Origin of the sequence: Dermacoccus sp. SAI-028, from assembly GCF_004346775.1 — a bacterium.
GTDB classification, from domain to species: Bacteria; Actinomycetota; Actinomycetes; order Actinomycetales; family Dermatophilaceae; genus Dermacoccus; species Dermacoccus nishinomiyaensis.
In genome coordinates, this window is the sequence record NZ_SMFS01000001.1 from 2,095,391 (window position 1) to 2,114,189 (window position 18,799).

Here is an 18,799-nt window from a genome sequence, read left to right on the forward strand (position 1 = left end):
TGCCGCGAAACTCTGCGGTTTTCAGCCCTGAGCGACCGGTAGTGTCAGCACCAACTGCGCCGCCGCGGCGCCCCACCCCGAACGGAGATGTGCATGTTCCGCAAGGTCCTGGTCGCCAACCGAGGCGAGATCGCCGTGCGCGCGTTCCGCGCCGCCACCGAGCTGGGCGCCACCACCGTCGCCGTCTTCCCCCACGAGGACCGCGGCAGCGAGCATCGTCTCAAGGCCGACGAGGCCTACCAGATCGGCGAGGTCGGCCACCCCGTGCGCGCCTACCTCGACGTCGATGAGATCATCCGCGTCGCCCGCGAATCGGGCGCCGACGCGATCTACCCCGGCTACGGCTTCCTGTCCGAGAACCCGCTGCTCGCCGAGGCGTGCGCCGACGCCGGCATCACCTTCATCGGCCCCAAGCCCGACGTGCTGCACATGACGGGCAACAAGGCGACGGCCATCGCCGCCGCCAAGCGCGCCGGCCTGCCGACGCTGCGCAGTGTGCCGCCGTCGTCCGACATCGACGAACTCGTCAAGGGCGCCGACGACATCGGCTACCCCGTCTTCGTCAAGGCCGTCGCCGGCGGCGGCGGGCGCGGCATGCGTCGCGTCGAGAAGCCCGAGGCGCTGCGCGAGAACCTCGAGGCCGCGATGCGCGAAGCCGAATCCGCCTTCGGTGACGCGACCTGCTTCATCGAGGAAGCCGTCGTCGACCCGCGCCACATCGAGGTGCAGATCCTCGCCGACGGTGAGGGCGACGTCGTCCACCTCTTCGAACGCGACTGCTCCGTGCAGCGACGCCACCAGAAGGTCGTCGAGATCGCGCCGGCACCGAACCTCTCCCCCGAACTGCGCGAACGCATGTGCGCCGACGCCGTCGCGTTCGCGAAGGAGATCGGCTACTCGTGCGCCGGCACCGTCGAGTTCCTGCTCGACACCCGCGGCCGCTACGTGTTCATCGAGATGAACCCGCGCATCCAGGTCGAGCACACCGTCACCGAGGAGGTCACCGACGTCGACCTCGTCGCCGCGCAGATGCGCATCGCCTCCGGCGACACCCTCGACGACCTCGGCCTCGCTCAGGAGAACATCCACCTGCACGGCGCGGCGCTGCAGTGCCGCATCACGACCGAGGACCCGGCCAACGGCTTCCGCCCCGACACCGGCACGATCACCGCCTACCGTTCCGCGGGCGGCTCGGGCGTTCGCCTCGACGGCGGCACGATCCACATGGGCGCCGAGGTCAGCGCCCACTTCGACTCGATGCTCGTCAAGCTCACCTGCCGCGGCCGCGACTTCGCGACGGCCGTGCGCCGCGCCCGCCGCGCCCTCGCCGAGTTCCGCGTGCGCGGTGTCAGCACGAACATCCCCTTCCTGCAGGCCCTGCTCGAGGACCCGGCATTCATCTCCGGCCATGTGACGACGTCGTTCATCGAGACCCACCCGCACCTGCTCGACGCGCGCACCCCCGGCGATCGCGGTACGAAGCTGCTCACCTACCTCGCCGAGACGACCGTCAACAAGCCGTACGGCGACCACTCAGCACTCGCCATCACGGCGCGCGAGAAGCTGCCCGCGTTCGACATCAGCGGCCCCGTCCCGCCCGGCGCGCGCGACCGGCTGATCACCGAAGGGCCCGAGGCGTTCGCCCGCGCTCTGCGCGAGCAGCAGGCCGTCGCCGTCACCGAGACGACGATGCGCGACGCCCACCAGTCCCTGCTCGCGACGCGCATCCGCACCCGCGACCTGCTGCACGTCGCGCCGTACGTCGCACGCATGACGCCGCAGCTGCTGTCGATGGAGGCCTGGGGCGGCGCGACGTACGACGTCGCGCTGCGCTTCCTGTCCGAAGACCCGTGGGACCGCCTCGCGAAGCTGCGCGAGGCGATGCCGAACATCCCGATCCAGATGCTGCTGCGCGGGCGCAACACCGTTGGCTACACGCCGTACCCGACCAAGGTGACCGACGCGTTCGTCACCGAGGCCGCGCGCACGGGTGTCGACATCTTCCGCATCTTCGACGCCCTCAACGACGTCGAGCAGATGCGTCCCGCCATCGAAGCGGTGCGCGAGACGGGCACCGCCGTCGCCGAGGTGGCCCTGTGCTACACCGGCAACCTCGCCTCCCCCGACGAGAAGCTCTACACGCTCGACTACTACCTCGCGCTCGCCGAGAAGATCGTCGACGCCGGCGCCCACGTCCTCGCGATCAAGGACATGGCGGGTCTGCTGCGCGCCCCGGCGGCGCGTACCCTCGTCACCGCGTTGCGGGAGCGCTTCGACCTGCCCGTGCACCTGCACACCCACGACACGGCCGGTGGCCAGCTCGCGACGCTGCTCGCCGCCATCGACGCGGGCGTCGACGCGGTCGACGTCGCGAGCGCCGCGATGTCGGGCACGACGAGCCAGCCGTCGATGTCGGCGCTCGTCGCGGCGACGGACGGCACGGACCGTGCGACGGGGCTCGACCTCGCGAACGTGTGCGACCTCGAGCCGTACTGGGAGGCCGTGCGCACCCTCTACAAGCCGTTCGAGTCGGGCCTCCCCGCGCCGACGGGTCGCGTGTACCGTCACGAGATCCCGGGTGGGCAGCTGTCGAACCTGCGCCAGCAGGCGATCGCGCTCGGCCTCGGCGACCGCTTCGAGGCGATCGAGGACACGTACGCCGCGGCCAACGACATCCTCGGCAACGTCGTCAAGGTGACGCCGAGCTCGAAGGTCGTCGGCGACCTCGCGCTCGCGCTCGTCAGCGCGAACGCCGACCCGAAGGACTTCGAGGCCAACCCGCAGAACTACGACATCCCGGACTCTGTCATCGGCTTCCTCGGCGGCGAGCTCGGCGACCCGCCCGGTGGCTGGCCCGAGCCGTTCCGCACGAAGGCCCTCGCCGGACGCACGGTGCGCACGCGCGTCGAGGAGCTGAGCGACCATGACGAGGCCGACCTCGCACGCGACCCGCGCGGCACGCTCAACCGCCTGCTGTTCCCCGGCCCGACGCAGGACTACGCACGCGCCCGCGAGCTCTACAGCGACCTGTCGGTGCTGTCGACGAAGGAGTTCCTCCACGGCCTCGCACCCGGGCAGGAGCACGAGGTCGACCTCGAGCCGGGCAAGAAGATCCTGCTGTCGGTCGCGTCGGTCTCCGAGCCCGACGAGCGCGGCATGCGCACCGTGCTCGCGACCGTGAACGGCCAGCTGCGTCCCGTCCAGGTGCGCGACCACGCCGTCAAGGTCGACGTCGCCGCCGTCGAGAAGGCCGACCCGAAGAACGCCGGCCATGTCGCCGCTCCGTTCGCGGGCATGGTGTCCGTCAGCGTCGCCGAGGGTGACGAGGTCGCGGCAGGCGACACGGTCGCGACGATCGAGGCGATGAAGATGGAGGCCTCCATCACGACGCCCATCGCCGGTACCGTCAAGCGCGTCGCTCTGACGCACGAGACGCAGGTCGAGGGCGGCGACCTCGTCATCGTCATCGAGTGATGTCCGCCGCCGTGACCTGACGGCTCGCGGCCTCCGCTCGAGCCCGTCAGGTCGTGCGGCGCAGGCGAAAGGGGCGCCCGTCTTGACTCGAGACGGGTGCCCCTTTCGGCGTCGTTCAGGCGGGCCGGCTCACCAGCCGCCGCCACCACCACCGCTGATGCCGCCGCCGGAGAAGCCTCCCCCGCCGGAGAAGCCGCTACCGCCGCTCGAACCGGGCGTGGACGACAACGCGGACGACGCCGCGTCGCTGAAGGCCTCCATCGAGGCGCCGAAGTTGTCGAAGCCCCCGAAACCGCCGCCGAAGCCGCCGTACGGCACGTACCAGTAGGGCATGACCATCGGGTAGCCCTGCGCCTGCGCGGCAGCGGCGACCTGGCCGAAGACCTTCGCCCAGCGGTCGGCGAGACCGAGCACGACCGCGTACGGCATGTAGCGGCTGAAGATCTGCTCGGCTTCCTCGAACTTGATCTGCTTCGCCTCAGCCGTCTTGAGATACAGCTCGAACCCGCGCGTCTGGTCGTACACCGCCGAGCCGACGGGCGTGCGCGCGGCAGCGTTCTTCGAACGCACGAGCGCGAGGACGGCGACGATCGCGAAACCCGCACCGAACAGGAAGCCGTTGAGGTGGAAGTGGTTCGCGGCGAAGAACGAGACGACGGCGAGCACCGCGAACAGGCTCGCGAGGCCCTTGGCCCCGGCCTCACTCGCGCTCGGGCGCTGCTTGAACCAGCCGCGCGCGACGGCCTCGTCCTCGATGCCCTCCTTCGCGTTCGCCAGGTGGCCCGCGAAGTGGTTCTTCAGATCGGACAGGCACACCTGCGAGCCGTCGGAGAACAGCGCGTTGAGTAGGTCTGCCTCGTAGGCCAGCAGCTGCCCCGCCGGGGGCTGCGGGTTCGAGATGAGCAGCCAGTCGCTCTTGTCGACCTGTTCCATTCGCAGGTACCCGCGCACCGCGAGGTCGACGATGGTGCCCGCGACGTCACGGTTGTCGGCGCGACGGTCGATGACGAGGCCCGCAAGGCCCGCGGTGGCGTCGTTGGGCGGCTCGAACCGGACGGCGACCTCGGGCTCGCGCGTCCGCTCGACCGGCACCTCCTGGCCGGGCGCGGGGAGCTGACCGGGTGCGATTCCGCTGTAGCGCTCGTCGGCGTTGCGCCGACGGTCGCGGACGAACCACAGCCCGCCGAGCCCCGCAAGTGCCGCCGCCAGAGCCCCGCCGCCGATGTTGACGGCCTGGCGCTGCGAAGACGTCAGCGGCCCGTTGACGCCGAACGCGTCCTCGGCCGAGCCGTCCTTGAGGATGGGGGCGGTGTTCGTGAACACCGACGTCGGCAGGTCGGCGTCGATCGTCATGCCGCGCCCGTTGCCGACGTTGTTCGCCGAGAACGACGCCTCCGTCCCCGGCGTCGCCCTGCACTCCTGCTTCGAGTTCTTCTCGCCGTACCAGCACTTGGCCCGAGAGACTGCGCCCGGGCCCTTGACGGTGACACGCGCGGTGTCGATCGGGATCTTCCAGTCGTTGCCCGTCGCGTTGATCAAGAACTCGGTCGACGAGTTCGACTGCTTGTTGACAACACCGGCGAGGTGGTACTTGAGCGTGTAGTGCTGCGTGCCGTACACGGTGCGGTTCGGGCTGCCGATGCGCAACCGCTCAGCGCCGCCGTCACGGGAGCGCTGCAGCTGCGTCGGCGCTCCCGTCGAGGAGGTGACGGAGACGTTCGTCATCGGGTACTCACGGTGCTGGGTGTCGCTCACGCCCTGGCCGGTGATGACGATGCGATCGAGCCCGTGATGACTGCTGTCGCTGAAGCGGACGTCGAGATTCTCCGTGACGTCGACGCCACCGTCGGCGCCCACGTCGTAGCGGATGTCGTAGTTCGTGATGCGGATGTTGTCGTTGCTCGCGGCCTGAGCGGGCGCTGCGCTCATGGCGACGAGCGCGACGGCGGCGGCGCCGAGTGCGGTGCGGGCCGACGGTGTAGGTGCTCCCCTGAGACGACTCATGCCCCTACCTTGCCACGTGGGCGAGGCGGGGGCGTGCCGGCGGGTCAACCGGCGCGCTCGCTCGGTTCTCAGCCGCCGCGCTTGAGGCGTACCTGCATCTCGCGCTGCGCCTCGAGGTTGTCCTGACGCTCGCGCAGCGTCTGGCGCTTGTCGTGCAGTTGCTTGCCTCGCGCGAGGGCGATCTCGACCTTCGCGCGCCCGTCCTTGAAATACAGCGACAGCGGCACGATGGTGTACCCCTTCGACTGCGCCTTGTTCGCGAGCTTGAGGATCTCGGCCTTGTGCAGCAGCAGCTTGCGTCGCCGACGCGCGGAGTGGTTCGTCCACGTGCCCTGGAGGTACTCGGGGATGTGGACGTTCTCGAGCCACATCTCACCGTCGCGCTCGAGCACGTAACCGTCGACGAGGGACGCGCGCCCCATGCGCAGGCTCTTCACCTCGGTGCCCATGAGGGACAGCCCGGCCTCGAGCGTTTCCTCGATGTGGTAGTCGTGGCGCGCCTTCTTGTTGTTGGCGATCACCTTCGTGCCGTGTTCCTTCGGCATGGGCTCACCCCCTTCTGCTTCGATGCGGTCGCGTTCGGCGTGGTCGACGTCGGTGAAGACAACATCGCAGGCATGCCGGGCATTTCCGAAGCTGTCACTTTATCCACTTCAGCGGGTTGACGGCCACACCATTCTCGCGGGTCTCGAAGTGCAGGTGGCAGCCGGTGACGCGCCCCGTCATCCCGGAGACCCCGATCTGCTGGCCCTTCTTGACCTTCTGCCCGACGCTGACCGACAGGGACGTGAAGTGCATGTAGGCGCTCGTCAGCTGCGCACCGTTGACGGTTCCGTGGCTGATGTAGACGTGATTGCCGGAGACGTCGTTGTAGTTCGCCTCGATGACGGTGCCGTCACCCGCGGCATAGACGGGCGTGCCGCACGCGAACGGGAAGTCGTCGCCCTCGTGCAGCTTGTCGATCTTGAGGACGGGGTGGAAGCGGTAGCCGTAGCCCGACACGATGCTCGAGATCGGGCCCGGGGAAGCGAGGAAACCGGTGCCCTGCGGCACGTCGTGGACGCTGGTGTCGACATCCTTGCTCGTCGTCGTGACGTTCTTCAGGCGCGTGCTCTCAGCCTGCAACGCCGCGAGCTTCGCCTCCTCCTTCTTCTTCTCGGCCTCGAGCTTCTTCTTGTCGTCCTTCTGCGTCTTCTGCAACGCCACGAGACTCGCCTCGGCGGTGTCGGCGTCAGTCTTCGCCGTGCTCGCGGCGGTGACGGCGGCGTCCTGCTTCGTCTTCGCCAGGCTCGCACGACGCCGGATCTCCGCGAGACGTGTCGCCTCGCTCTGCCCGGCTGCGGCCGAGCTCTTGAGATTCGTGATGACGCCCTGCTGGCGGCGCATGACGATGTCGGCGAGCGCCATCGACCCGGAGACACCCGAGTTCGAGGTGAGCACCTCGATGGTGAACGTGAGGTCGCCGAGCCCGCCCGTCTCGAACGCGTTGCGCGCGAGGCCACCGACCTCGGTGCGTGCCTTCGCCTGGTCGGCGCGGTTCGTCGCGAGGGCGGTGCGCGAGGCGTCCTCGTCGGCCTTGGCGACGTCGTAGTCGGACGCGGCGTCACGCTGCTTCTGCTGGGCCTTCGTCAGGGCGCTCTTCGCGTCCTTTGCCTTCTTGTCGGCGGCCGCGACGGCCTTGTTCGTCTTCGTCAGCGTCGCGTCGGCGTCGGCGAGCGACTTCGAGATGTCGTCGATCTCGGACTTGCTGTTCTTGATCTTGTCGTCGACGTCGTCACCGACGGCGTGGCTCGACCCGGACGCGACACCGAGCGCGCAGGTCCCGGCGAGGGCTGCGGCGCAGAGTCGGCGACGGGATTTGGTGGGCGCCACCGTCACACCTTGAGGTAGCGACGCAGCGTGAGCCACGACGTGACGATCGCGAGCAGGAGCGCGCCGAGGTACAGCCACGGCACGACGGCGAGGACGTCGTCGTCCCCGACGAGGTTGACGAAGCCGCCCCCGGAGCCGGCGAGGCTGCTCACGCCGAAGTGGACCATCGCCCACAGCATGGCCGAGGCAAGGGTCGCGCCGACGAGCGAGGCGAGCAGCACCTCGGCCACGAACGGCAGGTAGATCGTCGCGCTCGAGGCACCGACGAGGCGCATGATGCCGACCTGCCGGCGCCGCGTGAACGCCACCTGCCGGATCGTCGTCACCATGAGCAGCACGCAGCACACGACCATGAGCGTCGCGATGATGGCCGAGCCGACGCCGAGCATCGTGAGGAACGAGAAGAACGGTGCGAGCACCTCGTGCAGGTTGCTCACGTGCGCGACGCCCGGCATGCCGGTGAATCCGCTCGCTATCTCGTCGAAACGCCGTGGGTCGTCGAGGCGCACCTCGAAGAATGCGGGCATCGACGACGCGTCGACGCTGCTGACGTACGGCGAGTCGTGGTACTGCTCGCGGAACATCGCGACGGCCTGCTCGCTCGTCCTGTAGTCGACCTTCGTGACGAGCGGCGCGAGGTTCGTCAGGTTGATGCGCACCGTCTCGGTCTGCGCTGCGCTCGCCTTGCCGCCGGCGCACGAGGCGACGCCCGTGTCGGAGTCGGTGCACAGGAACACGAACGCGTGGACCTTGTCGTACCAATCGCCCTTGGCGGCGTCGACCTGACGCTGCGCGAGCAGCCCGGCACCGACGAAGATCATCGACACCATCGACACGAGTACGACCGAGGCGATCATCGAGGTGTTGCGACGCACCCCCTGAGCGACCTCGGAGGCGAGGAAACGCAGGTTCACGACGCAGCTCCCGTGATGTCGCGCCCCCGGCGCGTGGCGCGGGCGCCCGGGATTGCGGTGGTCGTGCCGTCGAGAGCTGGCGGATCGTCGTGGGCGTCGTGACTGTCGTGGCCGTCCTGTTCTGCGACGGCGTCGAGGCGGCGCGCGCCGGAGCGTCGTGAGGTGGCCTCGGAGCGGTAGCCGCCGGTCGAGTCGCGCACGAGACGGCCGTCGCTCATCTCGATGACGCGCCGCTGCAGGCGGTCGACGAGCGAGTTGTCGTGCGTTGCCATGACGAGCGTCGTGCTCGTGCGGTTGACGCGGTCGAGCACGCCGACGACCTCTTCGGAGTTCTCGGGGTCGAGGTTGCCGGTCGGTTCGTCTGCGAGCAGGATGGCGGGCTGCTTGACGACGGCGCGCGCGATGGCGACGCGCTGCTGCTCACCGCCGGAGAGTTCGTGCGGGAAGCGGCGCGACTTCTCGGCGAGGCCGACGAGTTCGAGCGCCTCGGGCACGGCCGTGCGCACCGCGCCCCGACGCCAGCCGAGGATCTCGAGGACGAACGCGACGTTCTCGGCGACCGTCTTGTTCTCGAGCAGCCGGAAATCCTGGAAGACGACGCCGATGTCGCGGCGCAGCGACGGCACCTTGCGGCGCGGCATCGTCATGAGGTCTCGCCCGGCGATGTGGATCTGGCCGGACGTAGCCGTCACCTCGTGCGTCATGAGACGCATGAGCGAGCTCTTGCCCGAGCCGGACTGGCCGACGAGGAAGACGAACTCGCCGCGCTCGATGTCGAAGCTGACGTCGTCGAGCGCAGGCGCCAGCTTTCTGCCGTACGTCAGACTCACATGGTCGAAACGAATCATGGCTCCCCCGCCGTGCTCGATGCGTGCTCGCTACCTACCCCGCGTGTGAGCCGGTGTCACTCGGCGTCGCGAGCGGCGGCGCGCTTCCAACGGATGCCGGCCTCGATGAACCCGTCAATGTCGCCGTCGAACACGCCGGAGGTGTTGCCGACCTCGTACTCGGTGCGCAGATCCTTGACCATCTGGTAGGGGTGCAGGACGTAGGAGCGCATCTGGTCGCCCCAGCTCGCCTTGATGTCGCCGGCGAGTTCCTTCTTCTGCGCGTCCTCCTCCTGCTTCTTGAGCAGCAGCAGGCGGGACTGCATGACGCGCAGCGCGGCGGCGCGGTTCTGGATCTGGCTCTTCTCGTTCTGCATCGACACGACGGTGCCGGTCGGGATGTGCGTCATGCGCACAGCCGAGTCGGTCGTGTTGACGCTCTGGCCACCGGGGCCCGAGGAGCGGAACACGTCGATCTTCAGCTCGTTCTCGGGGATCTCGATCGTGTCGGTCGTCTCGATGAGCGGCACGACCTCGACGGCGGCGAACGACGTCTGACGTCGGCCCTGGTTGTCGAACGGCGAGATGCGCACGAGACGGTGCGTGCCGGCCTCGACCGACAGGTTGCCGAACGCGTAGGGCACGTTGACCTCGAACGTGACGGACTTGAGGCCCGCCTCTTCGGCGTAGGAGGTGTCCATGACCTTCGTCGGGTAGCCGTGACGCTCGGCCCAGCGCAGGTACATGCGCATGAGCATCTCGGCGAAGTCGGCGGCGTCGACGCCACCGGCGCCGGCGCGGATCGTGACGACGGCCTCGCGCTCGTCGAACTCGCCGTTGAGCAGGGTGCGCACCTCGAGTTCGCCGACGGCCTTCTGCAGCTTCTTCAGTTCGCGCTCGGCCTCGGCGAGGGTGTCGGCGTCGTTCTCCTCGGTGCCCATCTCGACGAGCACCTCGAGGTCGTCGATCGCCGCGTCCATGTTCTCGACGCGGTCGTTCTCGGCGTTCGCGCGCGACAGCGCGGAGGTGATCTTCTGCGCCGCATCCGGGTCGTCCCACAGATCGGGGGCCGCGGACTGCTCCTCGAGGTCGACGATCTGCTTCTTCAGCTTCTCGAGGTCGAGCACCTCGCGCACCGACGCCATCGTCGTGCGCAGGTTCTTGATTTCGTTGGGAAAGTCGACAGCCACGCCTTCCAGAGTATCGCCTGTGACGGGCCGCGCCCCAACCGGCGAGTGAACACTCATCGTTCGAAGTGCGCTTCGGCCCGCGTGGTGACGTGAACGGTGATCGGTGCACCGAGCGCAGACAGCGCTCCCCCGACCGCCGGCGGTTCGACGACGGCCGCGACGGCGAGCACGAGATCCTTGCCGTCGACGCTCGCCGACGTCAGGCTCCACGACGTGACGTGCGCCGGGCGCTCGGTGGCGGACAGCGCCGCCTGCGCCTCGGCGCGCACCGATGCCGCGTCGAGCTGCGGCGCCTCGACGCCGTGAGCGTAGGCATGCGCGACCGAGATGCGGTCGGCGGCTGCGGCGCCCGCATGGTCGGCGGCGTCGAGGACATCGACGCGCGCCACCTGCGCGGTGTGCACGCAGATACCGCCGAGCAGCAGCATGACGACGCACGCACACAGCCCGATGCCGAGAAGGGCGATCCCGCCGTCGTCGGCGCGCGTTCGGTTCACGAGGGACGAGGCGAGCTGTCTGAGCCTCGCCGGCATGTGGCGCAGGGGTCCGCTGAGGGCGTCACGCCTCGTGGCGCACGCGTCAGGTGCGGGAGTCACCGTTGCCCTCCGTACTGTTCGACCTTCTCGACGTGCCGAGAGCTCAGGTGGATCTCGAGCCCCGCGGGGCCGCTGAGCCATCGCGGCACGAACGGCAGGCCGACGCTCGTGCGCGCCGTCGCACTGACCTGAGCGCCGGGCGTCAGGCACGGGCTCGCCGTGCAGGTGATCGTCGCCGTGCCGACGGGGCTGCGCTGATCCTCGAACGCGAGACGCGCCGCGACATTCGCGCGCACGCTGCCCGCGCCCGAAGAGGGCGCCGTCACGTATGTGCGCGCCGCCTCACGGGCCGCCGAGCGCACCGCGAACGACGCCGCCTCGACACGGACGAGAGACGTCGCGACCCACAGCAGCGGCAACAACAACACCGCGATGACGACGATCGCCTCGACGAGCGCCGACCCTTCGTCCGCATCGAGGCCATGACCTCTCGTGTCCGCTACGCCGCCTTCTTCGCCAGCCTGGTCAGGACCACCGGGGCTTCGTCCCAGGCGGCCCGCACCTTGGGCCGCGGCGGCCACGTCTCGACGGGCCCTCATGGGCCGCGGTCCTCGATGACGGCTCGCCCGCTGGTGTGCAGGTCGAGTCCGACGCCGAACGGACCGAGCACGGGCACCTGGGCGGTGATGTCGACGCGCATGACCGCGACGCCCGCCTCGCTCGTCGACCCGGCGCTCACGCGTGCGTGCCGGCCGCCACCCTCGGCGAGCAGGTCGCGTGCCTTCGCCTGAGCGGCGTCGACGCCTCCATCGACGCGAGCGCCCGCGCGGGCCGCTTCGGCCGCCGCCATCGTCAGCGACGACCGCACGTGCGCGGCGTAGGCGAACTGGCACACGAGCAGGAAGACGGCGACGATGACGACGCTCGTCATCGCGTTCTCGGCGACCGCGGATCCGCGCTCGTCCCGCCACGCGACCCGGAAGCGCATCGCGGCCGTGATGCGGTTCAGCCGCCGGAGACCTTGCTCATGGCGCTCGTGAACATCGTCTGCAGCAGCGGCCCGGCCGTCTGCCACAACAGCGTGACGAGGCCCGCCGTCATGAGCGTGACGAGCACCCAGCCCGGCACGTCGCCGCGCTCGCCGTCGCTGTCCGTCCCGTTCACCGGTCGGAGGGTGAGCGCGACGCGTCGTCGCAGAGCAGAGCGGGCACTGAGGATGCGGTTCATGGGAGGTGACCTTTCGTCGGGGTGTGGCCCGCGAGCGTTCGCGGGAGTCGTGGGGAGGCATCACAGCGTCAGATCGAGAGCTGCGAGCCCGGGGTACACGGCGAACAGCACCGTGACGGGCAGGACGAGGAAGACGACGGGCGCCATCATGACGACCTCCTTGCGGCCGGCTTTCTCGACGAGCTCGGTGCGCACGCTCTCGCGCGCGTCCTGGGCCTGCGCGCGCAGGACGTCGGCGAGTGGCGTGCCACGCTCGAGTGCGACGATGACGCCCTCGACGAAGCGCGCCACGCTGACGACGCTCGTACGCCGCGCGACGCCGGCCAGCGCGTCGGACAACGGAGTACCGGCGCGCGCCTGCTCGAGGGCGGTGCGCAGTTCCTCGGCGAGGGGGCCGCGGCACAGAGTCGTGACGTGTTCGAGCGCGCCGAGCGGGCCCTGGCCGGCGGCGACGGCGAGGGCGAGCATGTCGGCGATCGCGGGGAACTCGACGATCATGCGGGCCTCGCGCCTCTCGGCGAGCCGGGTGAGCTGCTGATCGCGCAGCACGACACCGAACCCGGCAGCGAGCAGCACGAGCGCCGAGGCAGACAGCGGTCCGCGCGTCGAGTTGCCCGTGACGAGGACGATGCACGCCGCGCCGGCGAAGCCCGTCATCGCCCACAGGGCCTGGCTCGTGCGGAACGTGTCGACGTCCGGGACGAGGCCCGCGCGCTCCATCCGGGAGCGCACGTGATCGGCGCCGCCCAGGACCCGCCCGAGCAGGCGCGCCAGGGCCGCCGCGACGGCGTCGAGACCGCGACGCGGCGCGGCGGCGGGTGAGTCTACGGCGAGCATTGCCTCGAGACGCTGCTCGAGCACGCTGACGCGCGGGCGCGCCACCCAGATGCCGACCAGTGCGAGCCCCAGCCCGATGGCGGCGGCCGACAGCGCGGCTGGCGTCGTCATCGCATGACCCGTTCCTCGTGAGGCAGACGCCCGATGGCCTTCATCGCGACGTACGCGATCCACGACACGAGCGCCCCGGCGACGAGCACGAGCACCCCCTGCGGTGTGCGGTAGGCCGCCAGCCCCTCACCGCGGAAACCGACGACGCACAACGCGAGCCACGGTGCGGCGAGCGCCAACCGTGCCGCGCTCACCGTCCAGCTCTGCTTGGCGGCGAGTTCGGCGCGCGTCGAGGCGTCCTCACGCAGGAAGGAGCTGAGGGTGCGAAGCAGGCGACCGACGTCGCTGCCGCCGACGTTGCGGGCGAGGCGCAGCGACTCGATGAGCCGATCGGCGGCCGGGTCGGCAAGGCGGGCCTTGAGGACGTCGAGCGAGTCGTCGAACCGGCCGTGCGCCGCGTCGTGACGGGCGAAGGCGGCGAAGTCCTCACGCAGCACCTCCGGGCCGTGCAACGACAGTTGGCGCAGCGCTTCGGGGATCGACAGGCCGGCGCGGACGGCGGAGGCGACATGGTCGACGGCATCGGGCCAGGCCTCACGCCGGCGGCGGCGCAGGCTCGTCGCCCGGCCCCGGACGAATGCTGCAGGTGCCCAACCACCGACGCACGCGAGGACCACGGCGAGGGCTGGCACGCCGGTGATGACGAAGCCGAGGCAGAAGGCCACGGTCGCCGCGCCCAGGCACGCGGCGACGAGAGTGCGCACGCGCCAGGTGACGAGCCCGGACTGGTCGAGCAGTTCACGCACCGCGGCGTACCGGCGGCTGCGGCGCAGACCATGAAGGGGGCGCGGCGGAGCCGGGGACGTCATCGCCCGCCACAGGAGCAGTAGGGCGGTGCCGACGGCGGCGGCGCTGAGCAGGCGCGTCACGCGGCGTTCACCTCGGCGGCGAGAGCGGCGACGTCGATGCCGGCGCGAGCGAAGCGAACCTCTCCGTCGAGCGCGGGCAACAGGCGCGGGAAACCGACCTGGCCCTCGGTGAACAGCGGGATCGTCTCGACGGTGTCGCCCTCGACTCGTCCGGTGACGCGCACGACCTCGCGCACGGAGCGTCGCCCGTGCCGATCGAGGCCGAGGTGGACGACGACGTCGATCGCCGACGCGACCGTCGGGACGACGAACGAGGGCGAGATGTTGGGGCCCGCGAGCAGCGGTAACGTGCAGAGTTTCGTGAGCGCCTCGCGGGCCGAGTTGGCGTGCAGCGTCGCGAGACCCGGCAGACCCGAGTTGAGTGCGAGCAACAGGTCGAGCGACTCGGCCTGACGAACCTCCCCCACGACGAGTCGCGACGGCCGCATGCGCAGCGCCTCTTTGACGAGCATGCGCAGCGTCACCTCGCCCGAACCCTCGAGGTTGGGCTGACGGCACTGGAGCGCGACCCAGTCACGCGCCGCGAGCTGCACCTCGAAGACCTCCTCGCACGTGATGACGCGCTCGGTCTGCGGAATGGCACTCGCGAGGCAGTTCAACATCGTCGTTTTTCCGGCCTGCGTCTGACCGGAGACGAGGACGTTGAGCCCTGCCTTGACGCACGCCGCGAGGATGGCCGCCAACCCCGGCGACAGTGACCCGCGGTTGACGAGCTCGTCCATCGAATGACTCGTCGCGACGAATTTTCGAATGTTGATCGCCCAGTACTCGCGGGTCACGTCCGGAATCGCGACGTGAAGGCGCGAGCCGTCCGGGAGCGAGGCATCGACGAAGGGCGAGCTGAGGTCGAGACGCCGCCCCGACGTGCGCAGCATTCGTTCGACGAGAACGCGGATCTGGTCATGCGTCAGGATCGTCGGCGTCAGTTCGGAGACCCCGGAGCGCGCGACGAAGACCCGCGCGGGTTCGTTCAACCAAATTTCCTCGACGCTGGGGTCGTCGAGGTACTCCTGCAGCGGCCCGTAGCCCGCGACGGCGTCGAACACGGCCTTCGCCTCGCTCGTCGAACGCGACGACGCCGGCAGACCCGCCCGGGCGCGGGCGACCTCCGTCGCGGCGACGACGTCGGCGATGACGCCACGCACCGCCTCGGGGTCGGCTCCTGGGTCGATGGCCTTGGCGCGCAACTGCTCGCGCACCTCGTCCTCGATGAGCGTGATCGTCATCGTCTCTCCTCTTCGATGCCTGCTCTCAGGAGCCATCAAAGAGGCCGCGCGGGGCCGAAGGGGGTTTCGGAAAAACTCTTACCAAAGTCTTACCAAAGCACCCGTTCTGGCTCCGGCACGAGCGTTGTCCACAGGTGCAGATCAGTTCCGACGGCGCGATGTCGCAGGCCGCAGGCTGGACAGGTGAGCACCAGCATCCGCCTGGCCGTCGTCACCGCTGACGGCTCCCCCAGCGACCCGATCGTCGTCGATGCCCCCGACGGCACACCCTTCGCCGCGATCCGCCCCGCACTCGACCTTCCCTACGCGCCGACGCACGCCGGTCGAGCGATCCGTGACGACGACGTCCTCGGCCGAGCACCGCTCGTCGACGGCGCGCTGCTCGAACCACCCCGCCGCCCGGACGAGGAAGAGCACGCGGCCATCCTGACGCTCGTCAGCGCGAGCGGCCCGCATCAGGGCTGTGCGCTCCCCCTCGCCGCCGGCCACGTCACCCTCGGACGCCACCATCACCTGCTCGGCGACGATTCCCTCGCTTCACGTCGACACGCCCTCGTCAGCGTCGCGCGCGGGCAGGTGACGATCACCGACCTCGGCAGCAGCAACGGCGTGACGAGCCGCGGGGCGCGCCTCCAACCGCACGTGGGCCACCCCTGGCGTGTGGGCGAATCAGTGCGTCTCGGCGCCAGCGTGCTGCGTCTCGACCTGGCGAATGCTGAGCCAGCACCTCCTGACCTTGCGGGGTCCGATCTCTCCGGCATCAAACCTGCGGAAACCGACCCCATGAGTGCCGCCCCTGCAAACGCCGGCTCAGCCCTGCGCGCCGGGACGTCGAACTGTCTGCCCGAACCGCGGACGTTCGAGTGGCCCGCGGCCCCGACACCCCCACGTCGGGTGCCGCTGCGCTGGATCGCGGTGCTCGCCCCGGTGCCCGTCGCACTGGTTCTCGCGATCGTCATGCACGCGGCCTACATGTTGTGCTTCATGCTCGTGGGCCCGCTGGTCATGGTGGCCACGCACCTCGACGACCGCCGTCGCGGACGTCGAGGTGGGCGCAGCGCAGCCCGCGACCATGCGCGCGAAGTGCAGGACGTCGGCCGCCGCGTCGCTGATGCGCTCGACGCGGAAGTCGTCACTCTCGCGCGTCTGGCGCCGAGCCCCGACCAATTGCTCGCCGTCGCCGCCGGCTCCCGCGACGGGCTCGGCCTGCGACGCGGGCCGAGCGCACGTCTGCTGCGTCTCGGGTACGGTGACGCGCCATCCGCGCACCGTCTCGCCCGCAACGGCTCGGCACGCCCGCTCGGGCTCAGCGAGGCACCCGTCACCCTCGTCGTGGCGCCGGGCGGCCTCGTCCATCTCGACGCCGATGCGGCTACGACACCGCAAGTCCTCGAACTCGTCGTCGCGCAACTCGCCGTCCTGCACGATCCGACTGACGCCCCGCCCGTCGTCGTCACCCGGCAAGCGGCGTCGCGACGCTGGGCCTGGGCGCTCGATTCGGCGCGTGTTCACGTCCACACGAGCGTGCCGGAGACCCTCCTCGCACGACTCGACGACGGGGTGCGTCGCCCCGGCAGTGACGACCTCCCCCTCGTCGTGCTCGAAGTCGGCAGCGCCGACGCTACGCGCCTCGCGCGACGCCTCGTCATCGCCGGCGCGGCCGTCGTCTGGGTGGGGGCTGCGCAGCCACCCAGCATCGAGACGGGCGTGACGACATTGGCCGCGACGGTCCGCGTCACGTGCGCCGCGGGACACCGCGCCGCCCGCCTGCCGGGCGGGCACACGTTCACCCTCGACAGCCCGGGTGAGACGTGGTTTCCCGCTGTCATGCGGCTGCACCGCCGCTGGGCTGCGGGCGCCACCGGTGGCAATAGCGCGCCGCTGCGCGCCTCGACGAGCGCTGCCCTGCTGCCGTCCGACGTGGCCGGCGCGTGGCGCACCCCGAGCACGAACGTGCCGATCGGCCACGATCACGACGGCATCATGACGCTCGACCTCGCCCGCACCGGGCCACACGCCCTCGTCGCGGGCACGACGGGATCGGGCAAGTCCGAGTTTCTGCTCACGTACCTGCGCGGGCTGTTCACGCTCAACTCCCCCGAGCACGTGAACGCGCTGCTCATCGACTACAAGGGAGGTGCGACGTTCGGCCCGCTCGCGCGGGCCCCGCACGTCGTCGGCGTCGTCACCGACCTCGACCATGGTCTCGCGACCCGTGCTCTGACGGCGTTGCGCGCCGAGATCGGGCGCCGCGAGCATCTGCTCGGGCGTCACGGGCTGACCTCCTACCGTGACTATCTCGCCGCCGCGCCTGCCCACCTAGCGTTGCCGCGGTTCTTCGTCGTCGTCGACGAATTCCGCGTGCTGGCAGACGAACTGCCCGATTTCGTCGCCGGTTTGGTGCGTCTGGCGGCCGTGGGACGGTCGCTCGGCATGCACGTCATCCTCGCGACGCAACGCCCCGGCGGCGCCGTCAGCGCCGACATGCGCGCCAACCTCGACGTCCGCGTCGCGCTGCGGGTGCGTGAACGCTCCGACAGCATCGACGTCATCGACTCGCCCCTGGCCTCCCGCATCTCCGCGCGCACCCCCGGGCGCGGGTACCTCGCGACGGCCGGTGAGGCTCCCGTCGAGTTCCAGAGCGCCTACAGCGGTGCGCCGCGCGAGCTCGGCACCACCGCGGCAGTGCACGTCCACCCCACGGTCGTGACTGCCTCGGGGCTGGACGAACTGCGCGACGGATGTGATGCCTGCCGCCCCGGACGGACGAGCGCCCGCAGCGACCTCGGGATGTTCGTCGACGAGGCCCTCGCCGCCGCACACCAGCTCCCACCGATCCACCGACCCGTGCTGCCGCCGCTGCCCGAGAATGTCGACGAACTTCTCGCCGAGACGAAGATCGTCGTCGGTCTCGACGCACTGACGGGTGAGCGACCGACGCCGGCGCCTCACTCGAACACGGCGGTGTGCGACAGGAGCGAATCCCTTTTCGGCGCATCGTCTTCGAGCGACGGGCATGATCGCGCGAAAGCAGCCGACGCGTTTGCGACGGACGACGGCCTGGCGCACGTCGTCGGCATCGCCGACCTGCCCGGTGCGCAGAGCCAACCCGCCGTCACCGTGCCGGCCGGGGTGCACGTCGGCCTCGCGGGAGCCCCTCGCAGCGGACGGACGAACGCCGCCGCGGCGCTCGCCCGGGCGGCGGTGTGCGGCACGGCCGCGGGCGCGACGACTCGCACAGCATCGACGTGGTGGGTCGGCCCCACCGACCCGATCGCGGCCGACGTCCACGTCGCATCCGACGACGCGGACGCCGTCATCCGCCTGCTCACGCACCTCGCCGAGGCGCACCCCGCGGGGCCGTCGAGCGTCGTCGTCATCGATGGATGGGAGGACCTGCACGCGACGCTGCTGCGTATCAACCACGGCCTGGCCGCCGAAGACCTGCTGAAACGCATCAGCGAAGGCCACCGTCACGGACACACGTTCATCGTCACGGGTGGTCGGCAGGTGCTCGCCTCGAAGCTCAGCGCGCTGCTCGACGTCAGGCTGGTGCTGCGCCAGAACGACGCGACGGAGTACTCACTCGCAGGACTGCGTCCCGCTCAGATCCCGGCGTCGATGCCGCCCGGGCGCGCGCTCGTCCTGCCCCACGGCCACCAGGTTCACCTGCGGCACGAACCTCAGCCGAACGGGCGGGCCACGATGTGAC

15 protein-coding genes are annotated in these 18,799 nt (G+C 70.3%); 2 read left to right on the forward strand and 13 right to left on the reverse strand.

Going from position 1 to position 18,799, the window contains the following annotated elements:
- Positions 1-93: 93 nt before the first annotated feature.
- Complete coding sequence (locus tag EDC82_RS09605) at positions 94-3,474, forward strand: pyruvate carboxylase (RefSeq protein ID WP_074040691.1); 3,381 nt, start codon at positions 94-96, stop codon at positions 3,472-3,474.
- 129 nt (positions 3,475-3,603) lie between these two features.
- Here the strand turns inward: EDC82_RS09605 and EDC82_RS09610 are convergent, their stop codons facing one another.
- The 13 genes from EDC82_RS09610 to EDC82_RS09670 form a co-directional block, all read right to left on the reverse strand.
- Positions 3,604-5,478 (reverse strand): DUF2207 domain-containing protein, encoded by a 1,875-nt coding sequence (locus tag EDC82_RS09610; protein ID WP_131941291.1) that lies wholly within the window; start codon positions 5,476-5,478, stop codon positions 3,604-3,606.
- Positions 5,479-5,546: 68 nt separating this feature from the next.
- Positions 5,547-6,023, reverse strand: a complete 477-nt coding sequence (smpB, locus tag EDC82_RS09615; RefSeq protein WP_006943848.1) for an SsrA-binding protein SmpB — start codon at positions 6,021-6,023, stop codon at positions 5,547-5,549.
- Between the two features lie 94 nt (positions 6,024-6,117).
- Positions 6,118-7,350: a M23 family metallopeptidase gene (locus EDC82_RS09620; protein ID WP_006943861.1), complete on the reverse strand. Its 1,233-nt coding sequence runs from the start codon at positions 7,348-7,350 to the stop codon at positions 6,118-6,120.
- A gap of 2 nt (positions 7,351-7,352) precedes the next feature.
- Positions 7,353-8,264: a permease-like cell division protein FtsX gene (gene ftsX, locus EDC82_RS09625; RefSeq protein ID WP_062258517.1), complete on the reverse strand. Its 912-nt coding sequence runs from the start codon at positions 8,262-8,264 to the stop codon at positions 7,353-7,355.
- Positions 8,261-9,112, reverse strand: a complete 852-nt coding sequence (gene ftsE / locus EDC82_RS09630; RefSeq protein WP_131941293.1) for a cell division ATP-binding protein FtsE — start codon at positions 9,110-9,112, stop codon at positions 8,261-8,263. The genes ftsX and ftsE overlap by 4 nt, the downstream gene beginning before the upstream one ends.
- 56 nt (positions 9,113-9,168) lie before the next feature.
- The gene (prfB, locus tag EDC82_RS09635) at positions 9,169-10,281 is read right to left on the reverse strand and encodes a peptide chain release factor 2 (RefSeq protein ID WP_006943864.1); all 1,113 of its coding nucleotides are present in this window, start codon (positions 10,279-10,281) and stop codon (positions 9,169-9,171) included.
- A gap of 53 nt (positions 10,282-10,334) precedes the next feature.
- Entirely contained in the window at positions 10,335-10,778 is a 444-nt protein-coding gene (locus tag EDC82_RS09640; RefSeq protein WP_131941295.1) for a hypothetical protein, read from the reverse strand.
- 95 nt (positions 10,779-10,873) lie between these two features.
- The gene (locus EDC82_RS09645) at positions 10,874-11,416 is read right to left on the reverse strand and encodes a pilus assembly protein (RefSeq protein ID WP_131941297.1); all 543 of its coding nucleotides are present in this window, start codon (positions 11,414-11,416) and stop codon (positions 10,874-10,876) included.
- The gene (locus EDC82_RS09650; protein WP_006943860.1) at positions 11,413-11,805 is read right to left on the reverse strand and encodes a TadE/TadG family type IV pilus assembly protein; all 393 of its coding nucleotides are present in this window, start codon (positions 11,803-11,805) and stop codon (positions 11,413-11,415) included. Before EDC82_RS09650 ends, EDC82_RS09645 begins: the two co-directional genes overlap by 4 nt.
- Before the next feature lie 17 nt (positions 11,806-11,822).
- Positions 11,823-12,044 (reverse strand): hypothetical protein, encoded by a 222-nt coding sequence (locus EDC82_RS09655; RefSeq protein WP_006943854.1) that lies wholly within the window; start codon positions 12,042-12,044, stop codon positions 11,823-11,825.
- Between the two features lie 60 nt (positions 12,045-12,104).
- Positions 12,105-12,992: a type II secretion system F family protein gene (locus EDC82_RS09660; RefSeq protein ID WP_006943844.1), complete on the reverse strand. Its 888-nt coding sequence runs from the start codon at positions 12,990-12,992 to the stop codon at positions 12,105-12,107.
- Positions 12,989-13,861, reverse strand: coding sequence for a type II secretion system F family protein (locus EDC82_RS09665; protein WP_131941299.1), 873 nt, complete (start codon positions 13,859-13,861; stop codon positions 12,989-12,991). The genes EDC82_RS09660 and EDC82_RS09665 overlap by 4 nt, the downstream gene beginning before the upstream one ends.
- Positions 13,858-15,087: a CpaF family protein gene (locus EDC82_RS09670; RefSeq protein WP_006943851.1), complete on the reverse strand. Its 1,230-nt coding sequence runs from the start codon at positions 15,085-15,087 to the stop codon at positions 13,858-13,860. Before EDC82_RS09670 ends, EDC82_RS09665 begins: the two co-directional genes overlap by 4 nt.
- Before the next feature lie 183 nt (positions 15,088-15,270).
- On the opposite strand from EDC82_RS09670, the gene EDC82_RS09675 reads away from it, so the two are divergent.
- Positions 15,271-18,798: an FtsK/SpoIIIE domain-containing protein gene (locus tag EDC82_RS09675; protein WP_160126217.1), complete on the forward strand. Its 3,528-nt coding sequence runs from the start codon at positions 15,271-15,273 to the stop codon at positions 18,796-18,798.
- The last annotated feature ends 1 nt before the right edge of the window (position 18,799 follow it).